The organism is Streptomyces sp. NPDC091287 (assembly GCF_044768525.1).
Lineage (GTDB): Bacteria > Actinomycetota > Actinomycetes > Streptomycetales > Streptomycetaceae > Streptomyces.
In genome coordinates, this window is sequence record NZ_JBIVUV010000016.1 from 15,033 (window position 1) to 32,381 (window position 17,349).

14 protein-coding genes and 2 pseudogenes are annotated in these 17,349 nt (G+C 65.7%); 1 reads left to right on the forward strand and 15 read right to left on the reverse strand.

Annotated elements, in window-relative coordinates:
- Positions 1-1,401 precede the first annotated feature (1,401 nt).
- The 9 genes and pseudogenes from ACIQRW_RS25825 to ACIQRW_RS25865 all read right to left on the reverse strand — a co-directional run.
- Positions 1,402-2,378, reverse strand: a pseudogene (locus ACIQRW_RS25825) (RHS repeat-associated core domain-containing protein); the annotation flags it as partial.
- On the reverse strand, positions 2,270-2,650 hold the full coding sequence (locus tag ACIQRW_RS25830; RefSeq protein ID WP_403764764.1) for a hypothetical protein: 381 nt from the start codon (positions 2,648-2,650) through the stop codon (positions 2,270-2,272). The pseudogene ACIQRW_RS25825 and the gene ACIQRW_RS25830, both read right to left, overlap by 109 nt.
- 277 nt (positions 2,651-2,927) lie before the next feature.
- On the reverse strand, positions 2,928-3,356 hold the full coding sequence (locus tag ACIQRW_RS25835; protein ID WP_403764442.1) for a hypothetical protein: 429 nt from the start codon (positions 3,354-3,356) through the stop codon (positions 2,928-2,930).
- Between the two features lie 80 nt (positions 3,357-3,436).
- Positions 3,437-8,170 carry a putative T7SS-secreted protein gene (locus ACIQRW_RS25840; RefSeq protein WP_403764444.1) on the reverse strand — a complete coding sequence of 1,578 codons (4,734 nt, stop codon included), beginning with the start codon at positions 8,168-8,170 and terminating at the stop codon, positions 3,437-3,439.
- Positions 8,171-8,173: 3 nt separating this feature from the next.
- Positions 8,174-8,827: a hypothetical protein gene (locus ACIQRW_RS25845; RefSeq protein WP_403764446.1), complete on the reverse strand. Its 654-nt coding sequence runs from the start codon at positions 8,825-8,827 to the stop codon at positions 8,174-8,176.
- On the reverse strand, positions 8,824-9,285 hold the full coding sequence (locus tag ACIQRW_RS25850) for a hypothetical protein (protein WP_403764448.1): 462 nt from the start codon (positions 9,283-9,285) through the stop codon (positions 8,824-8,826). The genes ACIQRW_RS25845 and ACIQRW_RS25850 overlap by 4 nt, the downstream gene beginning before the upstream one ends.
- A gap of 394 nt (positions 9,286-9,679) precedes the next feature.
- A complete protein-coding gene (locus ACIQRW_RS25855; RefSeq protein WP_403764450.1) occupies positions 9,680-10,081 on the reverse strand; it encodes a PIN domain-containing protein in 402 nt (133 codons plus the stop codon).
- On the reverse strand, positions 10,078-10,326 hold the full coding sequence (locus tag ACIQRW_RS25860; protein WP_403764452.1) for a hypothetical protein: 249 nt from the start codon (positions 10,324-10,326) through the stop codon (positions 10,078-10,080). Before ACIQRW_RS25860 ends, ACIQRW_RS25855 begins: the two co-directional genes overlap by 4 nt.
- Before the next feature lie 183 nt (positions 10,327-10,509).
- Positions 10,510-10,671 (reverse strand): annotated as a pseudogene (locus ACIQRW_RS25865) (IS5/IS1182 family transposase); the annotation flags it as partial.
- Positions 10,672-10,942: 271 nt separating this feature from the next.
- Between ACIQRW_RS25865 and ACIQRW_RS25870 the strand changes: the two are divergent.
- A complete protein-coding gene (locus ACIQRW_RS25870) occupies positions 10,943-11,977 on the forward strand; it encodes a DUF4365 domain-containing protein (protein ID WP_403764455.1) in 1,035 nt (344 codons plus the stop codon).
- Between the two features lie 136 nt (positions 11,978-12,113).
- On the opposite strand, the gene ACIQRW_RS25875 is transcribed toward ACIQRW_RS25870, so the two are convergent.
- From ACIQRW_RS25875 to ACIQRW_RS25900, 6 genes are all read right to left on the reverse strand, one after another.
- Positions 12,114-13,241, reverse strand: a complete 1,128-nt coding sequence (locus ACIQRW_RS25875) for a helix-turn-helix domain-containing protein (protein ID WP_403764457.1) — start codon at positions 13,239-13,241, stop codon at positions 12,114-12,116.
- A 516-nt stretch (positions 13,242-13,757) separates the two neighbouring features.
- Positions 13,758-14,087, reverse strand: coding sequence for a MazG-like family protein (locus ACIQRW_RS25880; protein WP_403764459.1), 330 nt, complete (start codon positions 14,085-14,087; stop codon positions 13,758-13,760).
- A gap of 26 nt (positions 14,088-14,113) precedes the next feature.
- The gene (locus tag ACIQRW_RS25885; RefSeq protein ID WP_403764461.1) at positions 14,114-15,436 is read right to left on the reverse strand and encodes a UDP-glucose dehydrogenase family protein; all 1,323 of its coding nucleotides are present in this window, start codon (positions 15,434-15,436) and stop codon (positions 14,114-14,116) included.
- A 106-nt stretch (positions 15,437-15,542) separates the two neighbouring features.
- A complete protein-coding gene (locus ACIQRW_RS25890) occupies positions 15,543-16,775 on the reverse strand; it encodes a hypothetical protein (protein WP_403764766.1) in 1,233 nt (410 codons plus the stop codon).
- A 97-nt stretch (positions 16,776-16,872) separates the two neighbouring features.
- On the reverse strand, positions 16,873-17,082 hold the full coding sequence (locus ACIQRW_RS25895; protein WP_366846069.1) for a hypothetical protein: 210 nt from the start codon (positions 17,080-17,082) through the stop codon (positions 16,873-16,875).
- Positions 17,079-17,297, reverse strand: a complete 219-nt coding sequence (locus tag ACIQRW_RS25900) for a hypothetical protein (RefSeq protein WP_366846068.1) — start codon at positions 17,295-17,297, stop codon at positions 17,079-17,081. Before ACIQRW_RS25900 ends, ACIQRW_RS25895 begins: the two co-directional genes overlap by 4 nt.
- Positions 17,298-17,349: the final 52 nt, after the last annotated feature.

Genomic DNA, 17,349 nt, shown 5'->3' on the forward strand with positions numbered 1-17,349 from the left:
ACCTTCCGCGGGCGGCTGCCGGTGCCCCCGGTCAAGGCGACGTGTCGGAGGGTCGAGGCCGCTGGCGGTCCGGGGCGCGCGGAGGTCGAGCCACCTCGTGCGGATCTGGTGCGGCCCTTGAACTGGTCCAGACAGCAAAGAAGCCCCTGGCCGCTGGCCTGGAGCTTTCTCATGGAGCGGGTGACGTGAATCGAACTCGCGCTCTGAGCTTGGGAATCAGCGGCTCTCCGGTTATGAAAGGGGATCTGGCCTGCGCTTTCCTGTTCGGCGAGCTGTATAGCTATGGTCTCTGGAGACCGTATTTGACCGCTGTTGTCCGCTCCGCTGGGCACGGATGGGGCACGCGACCTGGAGAGATCGGACGCCATGTGCGGAGGCGCCTGGCTCTCGCCCGCGGGGAGCCGGCCCCGCCACCAGCCTCCACGGCGGCCGGCCCTCAGAGGCACGGGATACCCCGCGTTACTGCGGTTTTGCGCCGACAGGGTGCCCACTCCTCCCTCGTCCATGAGATGACACCTGGAGCGCCCGCGTCGGCCGAAGGATTTCTGTCGCTGGTCACTCCGCTTCGCGTAGCAGTTCGATGACGGCGTTCTTCAGTTCGTCGTCCGACAGGTCGTCTGGCTCCTTGAACTGCGGGTCGATGGAGTAGTCCTCCAGCAGCGAGAAGACATGATCGAGAAGAGTCTCCAACGGATCGCGGACCCGCTCGCCCCGCTGCTGCGAACGACGACGTGCGTCCAGCCAACCGACGGCGAATTCCGCCCCCGTGCAGCGTCCGGCTGCTACATCTCTCATAAGTGCCAGCTGCTGGCCCGTGGCGGTGGCCTCAGGAACGTCCCTCGGGTACTTCCAGGCGATGTGTCCGGGAGGGAACGATCGCGCGGTCGAATCCAGAACGGGCCATTTCCGTGCTGCTGCCCGTGCGTAACGGGCGAAGCGAGCCCGCGCCTGGTCCACTCCCTCTGGCGCCGCTCCCGCGAGGAACGCCGACGTGCCGGCGACCAAGGCGTAGCCCGGTCCGGAAAACAGGATCGCGCCTTCCAGGTTCGCAGTGGCGAGCAGAAGAGGCGGGGGTAGCGCGACAAGGCCGGGATCGGTCGGCGGGAGAGTGTCTGCAGGGGCGGCTGCCCCGGCGGAGGGGCGCATCACCAGGACGGTGTCGGCTCCCGCAGTCCGGCATCCTTCGGTGATACGCCTGACGAGAGAGCCGTCGGTTCGGCTCCCTGTCGGCACCGGGACGATCTTCTTTTCTCCTGCCGCGAGCCATTGTCCGCTGAAGGTGCCCTGACCGTCGAGAACAGTCATGGCGTCCCCAGCTCCGGCCTCGTTCGACCCGATCACCATAGGAACCCTTTTATCGATGATGCTCTGAAATTGCTTGTCGCCCAGTTCATAACCTGACCAGAATTCTCCGGTGTCCGCGTGCAGCATGACCATCTTCTGAGTGGTCGGGTCGATGAAGCCGATCGCTTGCCCTTGGCCTCTGTAGTCGAAACGGTAAATCTTCGTGTCATCCGCTTTGATGTGAGCGCGCATACTGTCTTCGAACCTTTGGAAATTCGCTTTTTTGAGATTACCCGGCTCGTCCAGGAAATCTCCCGCATGTGCGTGGAACTTCTTGCTCATCACGCTCTGGCTGGAGAAGTCGGCCTTTTCTTCCCACCCTCCTCGGGGGCAGGGGCCGAGCCCCAGCGGATCGGACCAGGTGTGGGGGTTGTGGACGTAGGTACGGGGGTTGGGCGCGGGCGAGAGACCGAGAGGGTCGGCTGTGAGGTAGCGCGCGGTCTGCGGATCGTAGTGCCGATGGTGGTTGTAGTGCAGGCCGCTCTCCGGGTCGTAGTGACTGGCCGGGAAAGCGGAGCGGCGTGTAGGTCGTGCTGTCCCTCGCCTGTCGTGCTGCTTCAGAGAGCCGTGCGGGACTGCCACCCCACGTTCCCGGTCTCATCGATGAGTTCGGTGGGGGTGCCGATCAGGTCGGTGGCGATCGCGAAGAATCGCTCGTCGACTACGTCCTGCCGCGTGTTCGAGGAAAGGATGCGTTCGGTCTGGGCGAGAGGGCGAATGCCGTCGTGATCCCAGGTGAGGGTGACCGGACGAGGAAGCTCCGGATTCAACGTGGTCTGCTCGCAGAGCGTGGTGCCATCCCAGGAGAAGCGGAGCTCCTCACCCATGGGGTCACACGTGCCGGTCAGTCGGACTTTGCTTGTGCGGCGGCCAAGGGGGGCATAGCGGTAGCGCCACGTGATGCCGTCCGGGGTGGTCACCGCTGTCAGGCGGTCTTCGACGTCCCACGTGTACCGCCAGGTGTCGGGCTTGCGGGACAGCCGTGTCTTCCGGCGAACGGTGACCCGGCCCAGAGCATCGACCCGTCCGGATCGGCCACGTTCACCGCGACCCCGGTCGGCACGCCCATCGCCGGAATGATCTCATCCAGCAACCGCGCGCCCCGGAACACGGCATACTCCCAGGCCCGCTCCGTAGCCCCGGCCTCGTCCATACCGGTCCGAGCCTCGGCGAACCGGGCCAAAGCCGCTTTATCGGTGAACCCGCACACCCACCGCACCCCACCGAACTCGGCGGTCCAGAGCCCACCACTGTCGAACGGGCACACGCTAGAGCACCCCGCCCACCCGCAACCACGCGGTTCCAGCTGTCCGCACGGCCTCCACACACGAGTCCGAGCCGACGCCGAACGCAGAAAGGGCCCTGGTCATCGACCAGGGCCTTTATCGAAGAGCGGGTGACGAGAATCGAACTCGCGCTCTGAGCTTGGGAATCAGCGGTTCTTGGGCCACCAAAGACGTCCTGAGCTGCGCTTTCCCATGGGACGGTTTAGATGGCCATGGTTTGTGGAGGCCGAACCTGCCCGCTGTTGTCCGCTCTGCTGGGCACGGATGGGGCACGAGCAGAGAGGGGCCAAGGGACCCTCATGACCAGGCCGAGCAGTCCTCCAGCGAGATCTCCGCGACGGCCGCGTCCGTAACAGCTCCCAGGCCCGGGATATAGGGGCGGACGTCGGGAAGCGGCGTGCAGAAGGTGACGTTGGAGGTGAGGAGGGCCTCCTCGGTATCGGCGAAGGAGAGGGAGACGTACGCCTTCACTTGAGTGTCACCGAACTCCTCCTGCGCCTTCCGAAGGCAGGCGCACACATACGCCAGACACCTCCGGACGAGGAGGGGCGTACGTTCGTCCGGCGAGGCCGGGAGGTCGTAGTCGGTCATTCCCCTCCCGTTGATCGTCGTCTCCTCCGTGAGCCGGTCGACGTAGGTGCCAGGCGCCTCCGGACAGAGGTCGGTCAGCACGCGCCCACCGGCGGCCGTGAGGGACCACCCGAGCTCCACGACCTCAAGGAACATGGGGGGAATGTCCCGATCGCTCAGGTCGGTGACGTCTGTCGTCCGCAGGATCTCCCGCATTCGAGGATTGCTTCGCATGCCTATCCCTCGCCGAGTGCGGCGAGCCCCTTTCTGATTCCTGCGATGAAGCCCGGACTGCTTCCGACGGCTTTTTCGACGCTGCGTGGAAGCCCTTCGAACTTTCCTGTGTCGAAGTCGTACTGGTACTTCGCGCCCTTGTTGCTCTGGTCCTGGAAGTGGAGCTGCCCCGCTCGTCCGCCGGGGTCGGGGTTTTCCACGTCGATCCGGTACGGCCCATGGTTCCACAACGTCTTGCTGGTGATCTGGGTGCCGTTGGCCCCGATCATCCCCTTGGCATCGGGGTCCTTGATGCCGTAGAGCTCGCGATTCGCCTCGATGCGCCTCTCGACGACGTCAGGGTGGTACGGGTCCTTCTGAAAGCCCGGGGACGAGGTGTAACCCTCGCGGAGCGGTTCGTACGGGGCGAGGCCGAGCGGGTCGCACCACCGGAAGGGGTTGTCTACGTAGGCGACCGCGTTGGGAGCGGGCCCGAGCCCGAGCGGGTCCGGAGTGAGGTAACGGGCGGTTTCCGGGTCGTAGTGTCGGTTGAGGTTGTAATGCAGACCCGTTTCCGGATCGTGGTACTGGCCGGGGAAGCGCAGAGGGGTGTGAGCTGTGCTGTTCTTGGCCCAGGTGGTCGTTCCCCAGAGAGAGGTCCGCGTGCGCCACGCGAGTTCGCCGGCCTCGTCGATCAGCTCGGTCGGAGAGCCGATGAGATCGGTGACGATGGCGAAGTAACGTTGGTCGATGGTCGACTGCGCGGCATCCCCGGCCAAGATGCGCTCGCTCTGTGCCAGTGGCCGCACCCCTTGGTGGTCCCACGTGAGGGCGACGCTGTGAGGCACGTCCGCCGAGGTGGTGGTCTGCTCGCAGAGGGTGAAGCCGTCCCAGGTGAACCTGGTCTCCTCCACCACCGTTCGCCCGTCGCCGCCCAGCCGCTGCTTGCGGGTGCGCCGTCCCAACGCGTCGTAGGCGTAGCGCCAGCGGGTGCCGTCCGGAGTGATCGCCTCCGTGAGGCGGTCCTCGGCGTCCCAGGTGTACCGCCACGTGTCGGGTTTCCGGGACAGCCTGGTCCTCTGCCGCAGGGTGATGCGGCCGAGCGCGTCGTGTTCGTAACGGGTGTCTCCCGCGCGGGTGATGACAGTGCCCTCGTAGGAGCGGGGGCCGTCGGCCGCGCCGCCCGCGTGGGAAGCCGGCCACGAAGCCGCAGTCTGGTTGCCGGCGGAATCGTACACATACGCCTCTGCCCAGCCCGCTGCGCTGACTGCGGTTACCCGGCCTGCGGCGTCCAGTCCGAACGTCCTCGCGCCACGTGCGGTGTCGTCCAGACCTAGGAGATGTCCGTCCGGCCGGTAGCTGTAAGTACGACTGATGAGCGTTCGGGCGGCGTTGCTGAAGTGCTCGGCACGGAGCCGGCCTGCTTCGTCGAAGCTCGACGTGAGCGTCAGCATGTCACCGAAGCAACGCTCGAGTTCGCGGCCGTTCGCGTCGTAGGCGAAGTCGATCCGGCGACCGTCGGTGGTGAGATCGACGAGACGGTCCGCGCCGTCGTATCCATAGGCCGTGACCCGCCCCGTGGGCGTGATGCGGCGGCTGCGACGGCCTAGGGCGTCGTAGGCGTACGTCATGGCCTGGCCGTCGACCATTTCCGTCTTGACCCGACCCGCTCGGTCGTACTGGTAGATCAGCTCGCTCTGCGGGGCGGTCACCTGGATCATGCGCCCGGCCTTGTCGTAGGCGTACGTCGTGATCTCTCCCGCCACGTCCTTGCGGATCACGCGGCCCAGCGGATCGTGCTCGTAGTCCACTCTGTCGCCCAGCACGTTCGTCCGGCTGGTCACCTGACCGGCCGGGTCGACGCCGTACGCAACGGTGCGACCGTCGAAATCCGTCTCGGCCATGAGCCGCCCAGCCGGATCGTAGGTGTACGACCAGGTCAGTCCCTGCGGGTTGACGACCTCTGTCAGACGCAGATCGGTGTCGTGGACGAACTCGTGGCGGGCGCCGTCCGGCCCCGTGCGGGCGGATAGCAGGTCGAAGTGGGTGTACTCGAAGCGGCTTGTGCCGCCCACGGGGTCGGTGTGGGTGAGGCGGTTGCCTTCGCCGTCATAGCTCCAGCTCTCCAGTACGCCACCGGGGCCCGTGCGGCGCGCCAGCTCACCGTTGGCCGTCCACTCGAACTCCGTGACGGCTCCCAGTGGGTCCTCCATCCGTACGGGACGGCCGAACGCATCCAACTGGAAGCACGTAGCGGCCCCGAGTGGATCGGTCACACGGAGGGGGGAACCCGCAGCATCACACCGAACCTCGGTCACGGCTCCCAGTGCGTTCGTGACGGAGACGTACCGGCCGTGGTCATCGTACGAGAAACGCGTGGTGTGACCTGACGGGCCGGTGAGCGCGACGCGGTTGCCGCGGTCGTCGAACTCCTGTTGCCAGCGCGTGCCGTCCGCAAGGGTGTAGGTGGACCGAAGGCCCGCTGCGTCCCGCTCGCTGCGGAGTTCGCTGCCGTCGGGGCGGACGACGGTGGTGACCCGGCCTTCGTCGTCATGGGCGAAGGAGGTGGTGCGGCCCAGCGGATCGGTGCGGGACACCAGGTGGCCGTGCTCGTCGTACGCGAAGCGTGTGGTGTACCCGAGCGGATCCGTGGAGGCCACAACGCGGCAACGGTCGTCGATGCGGTAGCGGGTGGTGTGCCCCTGCGCGCTTGTCACCGTGGTCACGCGGTGGCCGGTGGTCGGCTCCGGTTCGCTGTAACCGATGACGACCTGTAGGTGTCGGTCCTCGCCGCCTTCGGCGATGATGCGGTCGCGGTCGTCGTAGGCATAGTCGTAGCGACGATGGTTGGAGTCGATCCAGGCCGTGATCCGGCGGCGGTCGTCGTACGCGAAGGTGAGTGCGGCGCCAGAGGGCTTGGTGAGGGTCGTGAGGTTGCCGTCCGTGTAGCCGTAAGACCTGACAGGGAGCGCCGCCCCGCCCTTGTCCCGTAGGGACACCTCGGTGACCCGCGCTTCGACCGTGGCCAGGACGAGGTGATAGCCGGCGGAATGGACGAGCGCCAGGGGTGTGCCGTCGTCGGTGCGGTCGATGCTGATGATGTTGCTGTTGCGGTCGGCGATCTGGACGAGCCACGCTTCGCCGTCCTCGCCGGGTTCCGTTCCGGGAGGGCCGACGAAGTGCTTGGTCAGCCGGCTCTCGGGGTCGGTGAGCGTGTAGTCACCGCCTTCGTCGCGGTTCAGGGTGGAGCGTGAGGTCCCGCTCTCGGGGCGGGTGGGTAGCCCGGGGACGGGGTGCGGATAGGTGATCAGCAGTCCGTCGTCGGTGACGTGGATGACGCCTGTGGCGTCGATCTCCAGGCGTTCGTCGACGGTGGAGGACCAGGAGGGTCCGAAGAACCGGCCCGCGGTGTAGCCCGATTCGGCCCGGCGAGTGAAGGAGAGGGGGAGCACGCCGGGCAGGACCACGTCGGTCTGGGGCAGGTACATACGGCCGGAGGCGAGGTCGACCGGGTCGGTGCCCTCGCTCGTACGTTCACCGTCGGGGCGGTTGTGGGTGCCCTCGGGGGCGGCGTTCTCCAGTTTGCGGGCGTCGGAGGCGAGGTCGGCGGCCTCCTTGACCACCCGGGCGCCCTTGACGCCGGCCCCGGCGCCGCCGGTGGCGACGGTGAGGGCGACATCGGGCAGGAGCCGGCCGAACCCTTCGGCGGGGTCCTTCATGAACCCGTCGATCATCTGCTTGCCGGTGCCCCAGGGGTCGTTGGCGACCCGGACGAGCCCGGCGGCGGTGTTGTTCAGCGCGAGCGCGTACTCGGCGGGGTGAGTGATGTTGTACGGGTCCGTGGGGTTGACGCTGCGCGCGAAGTTCAGGATCCCTGCGGTGCCTTTGACGACGCCGCCCGCGATGTGGGTCTGGATCACCTGGTACTCGGCGAGCCCGTCCATGGCCTGCTCGGCGTACCGGGGCTTCGCCGGTGCGGTGTCCCGCGCCGCCGTCACCGCCTTGCGCGCGATGTCGGCGGCGGTGTTGCGCTGCTTACGGGCCTCGGCGAGCAGCGACTGCGCCTCTTCCATGCGGGCGGCGCCCGGGTCGCTGAAGGTGCCGGGCCTGGGCGGCAGCGTGGCGGGATCGCGCTCGTCGGAGGGCTTGGCGTTGTAGACCTCGACGGCCTTGTTGTACGTGGTCGTCTTCTCGTTGTGCGCGTCCCTGGCGTCCTCGGACGCCTTGGTCCCGGCCTTCCACTTGTCGATGGCGGTCTGGGCCTGCCCCTGCGCCCACTCGACGGTCCCGGCGAAGGAGTCGAGCGCGCCGGCTGCCTTCTCGAAGGCGTCGGCGGCTTTGAACCACTTGGGCGGCTCGATCGACACGGAGTCCCGGAACGCGTCGGCCGCCTGCCCCTTGATCGCCGAGGAGTCCACGCCTTTGAGCCCGCCGCCGACCTTGTCGAACGAACCCTGGAGGTTGCGTAGATGGGTGGCGCTGGACCGGATCTTGGACGGGCTGCCGTAGATCAGCTTGGTCTTGTCCTCGGTCTGCCCGAGGTCCATCTCGTCGACCTCGGCGCCCATCCGGTTCGCGACGGACCGGGACTTCTCGCGGACCCAGTCGGCCCCGGACTCCCAGCCGGCGTCCTCCAGCCGGTCACCGGTCCAGTTCCCGGCGTCCTCGACCCGGTCACCGGCCCACTCGACACCGTCCTCGACCGCGTCCTCGACGACATCGGGCGTGATGTCACTGACGAAATCCCCGAACCCCATGACCTAGCTCCCCCCGCCGCCCTGCTCCTGCTGCTGCCGGGCCCGCTCCTGGTGCGAGGGCCCGAACGTGTCGTCCACGGACCGGTCGAACGCCTCCTGGTCCACACCGAACATCTCGTTCAGCTGGTCCGCCTGACGGCCGCCGTTCCCCTCGGTCACCAGCGCCCGCCCGGTGTCCTTCCAGGTCTGCCCGGCCTCGTCCGCGGTCCGCTCGAACGACTCGCGGCTGTAGTCCGGGCTCAGATAGTCCGGGGTGAACACATCGCCCCAGTCCTGCTTGACGATCTCGTCCTCGGACGCATGGGGATTCCCCACACCGGCGTTCACGGCGATCTTGAGGGTGCCCTGGACGTACTGGTCCTCCTCCCACACGATCCCCGCCGCCAGCCCCAGCTTCGCCGCGATCGCGTTGGCATCCTGGACCAGCGCACGCACCCCCCACTCCCACCGCTCGCAGAAGTCCTCGAAGTCCACCGACAACCCGTGATGCCCGGCCTCCATCCCCGTCATCGACAGATCCGACAGACCCTTGCCCAGCACCGCCCCCGTACCGTCCCCGACCTCCTTCAACTCCGCCACGGCCCCCCGCAGCCCGGTGGTGATCAGCTGAACACTGACCGGATCGACGTTGAGGTCCTCCGCCCCGCCACCGCTCACAGTCCTGCCCCCTCGTCTCGCGCGTCCCCACGGACAGCCCGTGCATCCGATACGTCCGCATCGACGGCGACGGCATCCGGGACGATCCCCACCACCGGCGGGAACAGCATCGACCCGTCCGGATCGGCCACGTTCACCGCGACCCCGGCCGGCACCCCCATCGCCGGAATGACCTCATCCAGCAACCGGGCCCCCCGGAACGTGGCGTACTCCCAGGCCCGCTCCGTAGCCCCGGCCTCGTCCATACCGGTCCGAGCCTCGGCGAACCGGGCCAAAGCCGCCTCATCTGTGAACCCGCACACCCACCGCACCCCACCGAACTCGGCGGTCCAGAGCCCACCACGGTCGAACGGCACCAGCACCAACGCCCGCCGCAACTCACCCACCAGAGCCCCCGGATCACCGACCCCGGCCCGCCGCTCGGCAATCCGATCCGCCAGCGCTGCCTCGTCACCCACTGGAAGCCTCCCCCGTACGCGAGTCGTCGCCGTTCACTTCCGCACACGCTAGGACACCACGCCCACCCGCAACTACGCGGTTCCAGCTGTCCGCACGGCCTCCACACACGAGTCCGAGCCGACGCCGAACGCAAAAGGGGCCCTGGTCATCGACCAGGGCCTTTATCGAAGAGCGGGTGACGAGAATCGAACTTGCGCTCTGAGCTTGGGAATCAGCGGTGCTTGAGCCTCTGGAAGGGCTTTGACCTGCGCTTTCCTGCGAGGAAGTCGGGGGCGCCATGGTCTCTGGAGGCTGTACCTGACCGCTGTTGTCCGCTCTGCTGGGCACGGGTGGGGCACGGGAGGGCTGCACAGCGGACCCTGCCATGGGGCGTGCTCGGGGTGGGCCGGCGAGTCAGAGAGGGATGATGCGGACCTGGTTTCCGCAGAGTTTCGTCATGTCGTCGCTGTCGGAGGTCAGGAGGGCGACGGGTTTCGGCTGGCGCAGGGCAACTTCGGCGACCGTGGCGTCGATGGCGTACTTGTGCCCGTGCAGTCCGGCACCTCTGAGAAGTTCCGCTGCTGCTTTCGCTGCCTGTTCGGTGACGGGCTCTACCTTGACGCGGGACAGGGCCCAATTCAGGCGAGGCATGTTGGTGCGGGAGTGGCTGACTTCCACAATGGTGTTGGCCCCGATGACCAGGTCGGCTCCCATGTCGTGGAAGACCTGCAGCATCGCGAGGAACTTGCGGTCCTGCGCGATCCAGGCGGAGAGCCCCTCTGAGTCCAGGACGACGGTTTCGATGCGCTCGCTCACGCGGCATCCGCGCCCGTGGAGGTGCCGGTGGGACCGAAGATCTTTGCGCGGGCCTCGGCGAGTTCCTCGTCGCTGAAGGGGCCGTGCTCCTCCTCGTGGCGGCGGAGGTCGTCGCCCAGGAGCTGGTGCCGGATCTGGCGGGCTACGGCTTCGGCCACGTAGCCGGAGACGTTGTCCGTGAGCTTGCGGAGCTCCGCCACCTGGTCGCTGGGGAGCGTGACGGTGATGCGAGTCGTTGAGGACATGAGTCCAAGCATACTGGAGTATGCGTATATCGGCTCGGGTCATTGGCCCCGGCCTTGACGACCGCGACTACGTGCTCCGGGTGTGGACCGGAGGGGCGGTCACTCGCCGGCCGTCCCTGGCGAGTGAGGCTCCGGGCCCGGGCCGTTGGACGGCAAGCAAAAGCCCCCAGCCATTGAGCTTCTTCAGCGGTGACGCTCCAGAGTGAGGAGGGCTTTGGCGATTGACGTCATGCGGTTCTGACTGCATCGGGACCTGCGAAAGGCGCGCCAGAGCTTCAGTCGCGCGACACTGCGTTCGACCGGCACCCGTGCTTCGGCCAGGGCCCAAACAAGAGTCTTCTCGGTGGACCTGCATGGATGTCGCCAGGACCCCGGACCTCCCTCACAGCTTCATGCTGGTTGTTGTTCAGAGGGGCCATGGCCGGGGTGGCACTGAGGTGGTGTGGCTTCCGTTTCGAAGCAACTCGGGGTACGGCCGAGGGAGCACTGGGACTGTAGCGCAGAAAACCCTGTTACCGGACCGTCCCGTTAGGCATGATCGGGTACGTAGAGGACGGCCCCGAAATCCTAACCCCTTCGGGACCACAGGAAGATTACCGGACGGCAGGTCTCTGATATGGCCCACAAGAAGCGTCGTAACTTCAGGCACGTTATGGAAGAAGATTCAGGTGTGCTTCTGCGCACGAAACTGCCCCGCGAGTGGGTTCTTCACGAATATGCACCCGACTACGGAATTGACGGCACCGTAGAGATTTTTGAGCCAGTGGGTGACGATGGGGAGAGCTTTGAGACCCTGGGTGAACACATCTTCTTTCAGCTAAAGTCGATCAAAAAGAGAAACGTAACGAAAAAGGTTGCCGTCCAGCGCTATAACCCGCTGCTAGGTAAGGAGTTTCCGCCTGGAAGGCGAAATGTAGGCGGAAAATGGGCCGCACGTTTCGACGCGATCACTTACGACATGGAAGTCGATGAACTGCTCACCATCGAAGCTATGGGTGCTAGTGTCGCGGTGGTTCTATTCCTGGTGCCCCTAGATGAGAATGAGGTTTATATTGTCAGCCTAACCGACTACATTGATAGAGTTCTCAATTTCGATGATCCAGGATGGCGAAACAAAGGGACTAAGCGTATCTACATTCCTGTTGTCAATAAAGTTCCCACCCCTCCCGCCATGGCGCTCCTGAGGCAGTATGGAAAGAGGGCGAAACTTATGCATCTGTTTAATGTGTCATCTTATCAATGTGATGCAATTTCTGATCTGCTTGATAATCCAGAGAGGGAAGTTGAAGCGCTGGCGAGTCAATTCTGCGATCGCTTGCTCGCGCTCGACGTGTGGAGTGAAAACAGCTGGTCGATTTTGCAGTTCTATCATGGCATTCTTATCGGCTATAGGGACTTGTTCGCAGGGGACAAGGCTGCAATCAATCGAATTGGATGGAAATACATTGAAAATCCCGATGATCTGATGCTTGATTTGCGCACCAAAATTCACTTCGCCTGGAAAGGGCTAAGATCCTTGGGTCCCACATATGAAGACCTGGTGCGCGAGTGGGGTCTGCCCACCTACAATGGGATGTATAACCTGTCTCTTGGGGATCTCGGTCCCGAATATGGTGATCTGGTCGAGTATCTGTCGGACTATAAGGAGTGAATTCTCCAGTCGCTTTTTCCACTCGTCTGCTGCGTTCGATAGTAGCGTCACGATGGGGAGGCGCTATTAAACGCTGACCGTCAGCGCCTCCTGCGTTCATCGGTAGGTCATTCTTGTATCTGTCGGACGCTCGACTCTATTCGCGTTCGCTCTCGCCAAATCCCCGCTTTTCGTTTGCCCCAAATAGTTTTCCGGCAAGAAAAGCGTGAAGCGCCTTCCCGGGAATGCTGGAAATGCTGTCCCCGCGCCGCTGCGGAATAAGGAAAAACGAATCTCTTACAGTCTCGTCGATGGCGGCTCCCTGCACGATAAATGGTTTCAGGGAATCTTTTTGGGGTGGGATGGTGATATACATTACATGCCCGCCATCGTGAGGCGTAAGGCCGATTCCGAGACCTTCAATGGCTGGATAAATCCGGGATTCGAGCACTGACTTGTACCGCAAATCGGTTTTGGACTGAATTTCAAGAGGTGTGATTTTAGCAAACACGTCTCCCGTGCCATCTCCCTTCGTTCTCATCCCTATGATTAGGATTCCTCCGCTGGAGGAGTTTGCAAACTGTGCCACATCCTTAGCCAGTTCGAACTTGCCGGCGTTCGTGTCGATCTCATACAAGGCTGATTTTGCCTCAAGCTGGCCATCTTCTCGCAGTCCTAGAAGCGAGTTAATGTTCCCGTTGACGATCAGGCGAGTGGCGTGCTGCGCCGTAACATGCTCTGCGGTCGCGTTTCCCGGCCACCCGATCATTTCGATCAAGTGCGCACAGTTCAATAACTGCCAGACTGTGCGGTCTCCTGTCGACCAGGTCGTCGTGAGCTCGTGCAACTGTTCTTGGGGGCTGTCGTAGTATTTAGTTTTCACCAGCTTCGCATCGATCGATTCCAAGACTTTGGCGGCATCGGAATAGAACTGCTTGAAGGTAATTCTGGGGTGAGATTGCACTGAAAGCTCAACCATGGGGTTACCGTCACGGTTGACGCTGAAGTTGAGGCTAGGCTCGTCGTCCCTTCCTTTGATGAAGATCGAGGATGCCTCATTCTGAGTTTGCTTCTCACTGATGAGGGGAATTTCCGTCTCAATGAAATGCCCTACCGCGCGCAGTACCGCCAGAATCGGGAAATCGAGCAGCTTGTCGAATGTGCCGTCCGCCTCCCAGTAGTGATGTGAGTCTCCGCGCCATACGTGGGCTTTGAGTTCCATTCCTCCCCGCACTTTGAATTTGGCCCAAGTTCCGTCGAAACTCCCCGATTCAATAATTTCCATCGACTTGCGCCACCCTATTCGGATCGTTGAATTCTTTGTGATCTTGCGATTAGGATATCGCCAAAGCAAGGTCGGCGGAGCGGGTTTGGCCGGTGTACTGCCCGGGTTGGGTCGAGCATGATCAGGGGGCCACGCGCTGGCCAGCAACTCGGGCAGGCTGTGACCCTGCCCGGATTGTGAACGAGTGGCCCCCTGGTCATGCTCGACGCGGGACCGGAACCGGGGAGGTGGCTGAAGTCGTGGAGTCGACGCTCCAGCCACAGCGGGCTTCTTCCCGCCCCGCAGTGCTCGCTCTAGCCGCGCGACCGGCGTAGTCGTGGCCAGAGAGGGCGGAAGGGCAGGGGTATCGGGCCCCGGCGATGAGCTGGGGAGTGCGCGGCGAGCGGAGCGAGCCGCCTTTATGAAGTAGGGAAAGTTCTACCGCGTTGGTAGCAGGTGTCTGACGCAGCTTGTGTATCGGACGTGGCCGTCAACCGTGCTTATCGGGAGCGGTCTGACGGCCACGTCCGGAGAAGGTCAGGTCGCCGCAGCGGCCTTGCGGCCCCTTCGTGTCCGCCGGTGGAGGATCTCGTCGAAGGTGGCGCGGGCGCCCGTGGGGTCGATGTAGTGCATGGCCAGGAGCACTGCGATGACCGCGCCGACCAGGTCGTTCTGGACCTCGGACCAGGTGTGGTCGTCGCCGCAGGTGGTGAGTCCCTTCAGGCCGTGGAGGGCGTGCATGGCCTCGCCGGCTTCCTCGGCGACCTTGCCGACCTGGAGGGCTTTGAGCTCCTCGTCGGGGAGGTGGGCGCCGGCTGCTCGGCAGACGGCGGCGAGCTTCTCGATGTTGTCCCACAGGGTGTCCACGTCGGACCTCCGATCGATGGGTTCGGCTATTCCTGTGCGGGTCGTCCGAGCTGGCGTACGGTCCATCCGGCCATGCGCCAGGCGTCGGCGTCGATGAGGTTGCGGAGGTCGACGAGGACCTGGTCCGCGACCAGTGGGGCGAGGGCCTTGGGGTCGGCCTCGCGGAAGTGGGGCCATTCGGTGGCCAGGACGATCAGCTCGGCCGCCTCGACGGAGTCTTCGAGGCTTTCGCAGTAGTCGAGTTCGGGGTGGCGGCGCAGTGCTGTGGGCACGGCGTGCGGGTCGTGGACGGTGACGGTCGCGCCGCGCTGGTGCATGAGCGCTGAGATCGCCAAGGCCGGGGATTCCCGGACGTCGTCGGTTCCGGCCTTGAAGGAAGCGCCCCAGACCGTGATGCGTACGCCGCCGACGGGTCGGCCGAGCGTCTGCTCGATGAGACTCAGCGCGGCGGTGGGGCGGGATTCGTTGACCTCCTCCGCCGCCCGCAGCATGGTCGCTGCCTCGTTGGCACCCAAGGTGCGGGCGGAGGCGGTGAAGGCGCGGACGTCCTTCGGGAGGCAGCCGCCGCCGTAGCCGGGGCCGGCGTTCAGGCCACCGCGGCCGATGCGGGGGTCCAGGCCGATGGCCTCGGTGAGCTGCTGGACGTCGGCTCCGGCGGCGGTGCACATGTCGGCGACGCCGTTGATGAAGGAGATCTTCATGCCGAGGTAGGCGTTGGCGGCACCCTTGATGAGTTCGGCGGTGGCGGGGTCGGTCACGAACAGCGGGATGCCGTTCGCGAGCAGGGGTGCGTAGACCTGCCGTACCGCGTCCTCGGCGCGAGCCGACGGCACGCCCACGACGATGCGGTCGGGGCGCAGGGTGTCGTCGATGGCATGGCCCTCGCGCAGGAACTCGGGGTTCCAGACGACCTCCACGTCCTCACCGGCCGGGGAGAGCCGGGCGAGAAGAGCACCGAGGTCGCGCGAGGTGCCGACGGTGACCGTGGACTTCCCGACGATGACGGTCGGGCGGGTCAGGTGCGGGGCGAGAGCGCGGGCTGCGCCGAAGACCTGTCCGGTGTCATAGCTCCGTCCGTCCGCGTCGATCGGCGTGCCCACGGCGAGGAAGTGGATGTCGGCGAACTCGGCTGCCTCGGCGAGGCTGGTGGTGAACCGCAGGCGTCCTGTGGCGGTGTGGGTGCTGAGGAGTTCGGGCAGGCCGTCCTCGTAGATCGGGCACTCGCCGGCGTTGAGGCGGTCGATCTTCGCCTGGTCCAGGTCCACGCCGATGACCTCGTGGCCGATCTCGGCCATGGCAGCGGCGTGGGGGATGCCCAGGTGACCACAGCCGATGACGGATACGCGCATGGGTCGACGCTCCTTTCCTTGTCCCTTGCCCGCCCAGGGAGTCCGGGCCGGCCGGGTGCGTCACGCTAGCGCCAACACCCGGCGCGGCCCTCTTCGTGCAGGTGGCTCAACCAGCGTGCTGCTTGAGCAGGTTGACGAGGGCGGGCAGGGCCTCGGCGGCGGTCGCCCGGCAGACCAGGTCGCTGTCCTGGGGCCCTTCCAGCGGGTACGGCATGAACTGTCCGTCGCGCCAGAAGCCCTCCGGGTCCAGGTAGACGACCTGCATGCCGCGAGCGCGGGCTCGGGCCTGGACCTTGCGGCGGTCGGCGTGCAGGCCGACGACGAGGAGGGCCTTGGCACCGTCCACCCACTCGACATCGGGTACGGCCTGGTCGTAGCGGCGCATGAAGCACTCGTCGAGCCCGGCGCGCGCCGCGAGCACGTCGAAGTTGTTGGTGATGACTGGGCCGACGAGGTGACCGGCGTCCTTCAGTTCCTTCAGCGCCCACATCGCCGGGGTCGGTTCGGCCAGGAAGCAGGCGCGGAACATCTCCACGAACTCCGCAGTCTTCTCCTCCGGCTCCGTCAGAACCTCGTGGAGGAGCGTGTCCGCTGTCGGGGAGAGGGTGAAGCGGTGTTCCCGAGGCTCGTGGCCCTGGCGGTCGGTCACCCGGTAGATCTCGTGGAGCCGGTGCAGGGGCGGGATACCCGCCTCGACCGACGTACCGCAGCCGATCTCCACCTGGAACGGCAGCAGGTCCGCGAGGACGGACAGGTCCGGGACGCGGGTCGGCGTACCGGGGCGGTCCTTGCACCTGATCCCGGTGGAGAGGACGTTCCACGGCAGCTGCCGGACAGCGGGCGGTGGTGCGTAGGACACCGAGGCGATCTGCACGTCCAGGCTGCGGTAGCCGACGGGGAGGGTACGGCCCGCCGCCGCGTCCTGGGGGTGGGCGTCGTGCTCGGTGATCCGGCACTTCAGATCCCGGCGTGTCCATAAGAATCCGCCGGGAGCCTCCTTCCAGCCGCCGGTGGCGAGCGAGTCCCACAGGGCGTCGTGGTGCGCGTCGATCTCATCCGCTGGAGCGGTAGCGGAGTGGTAGAGGTACAGGTCGGTCAGGCCGATGGCCGGCGCGGCGGTGGTGGGGACCAGACCGTACCGGTAGCGGTAGTGGATGATCCGCCGCCGGGCGTCGTCGGCGGCCGTCCAGCCGCTCTGGTCAGCCGTGGCCTTCTCCTGCGTACGGCGCCAGATACCTTCCTCGATGTAGCGGGGTCGGTCGGCGTCGCCGAAGTAGGTCTTCCAGACCTGCTGTTGGTCGGGGGTGAGCTGGTCGATGACGATGTACGGGATGTCCATGATCTCTCCCTGGAGAATCACGCCTGGATGTTCTGGGTGCATGGCAGGCTCCGTTTGCCGGGAAGGTGGGGTGAACGTCCCGGACAGCGGAGCGGAGTCAGTGGTCGGAGGGCGAGCTCGCGTCCGCTGAGACGGCGGCGGTCTGGTGACCGAGACCGTTGAGGAGCGGGGCGGCCTGCTCACGCAGTGCCCAGGCCGGGCCCACCAGGCCGGCGACGGCCAGAAGCGTGAGCGCGATGCCTCCGCCTTCGGGGCGTACGGAGCGCGGCGCGGCCTTTCGGGCGTGGCGTCGCCGAGCCCCGGTCACGGGGTGCCGCCGAGGGCATGTCCGTGTGCGTCGACGAGACGGCTGGTCTGCTGGTGCAGCCACTCCAGCTCGACAGAGGTGAGGATGAGCGCGCCATCGAGGGTCGAGCCGTCATCCAAGTGGAACTCGATGGGAACCGATCCCTGCCGGGCCCGCGGGTCGTAGACCGCGTCCCGTCCGGCCGAGAGCGTGGCGTGGGTGGCCCTCACCGGCACGGGACTGAGCGTCGTCCCGTCGGCGGGCGCGGACCACGGGGCCCCGCCCCCG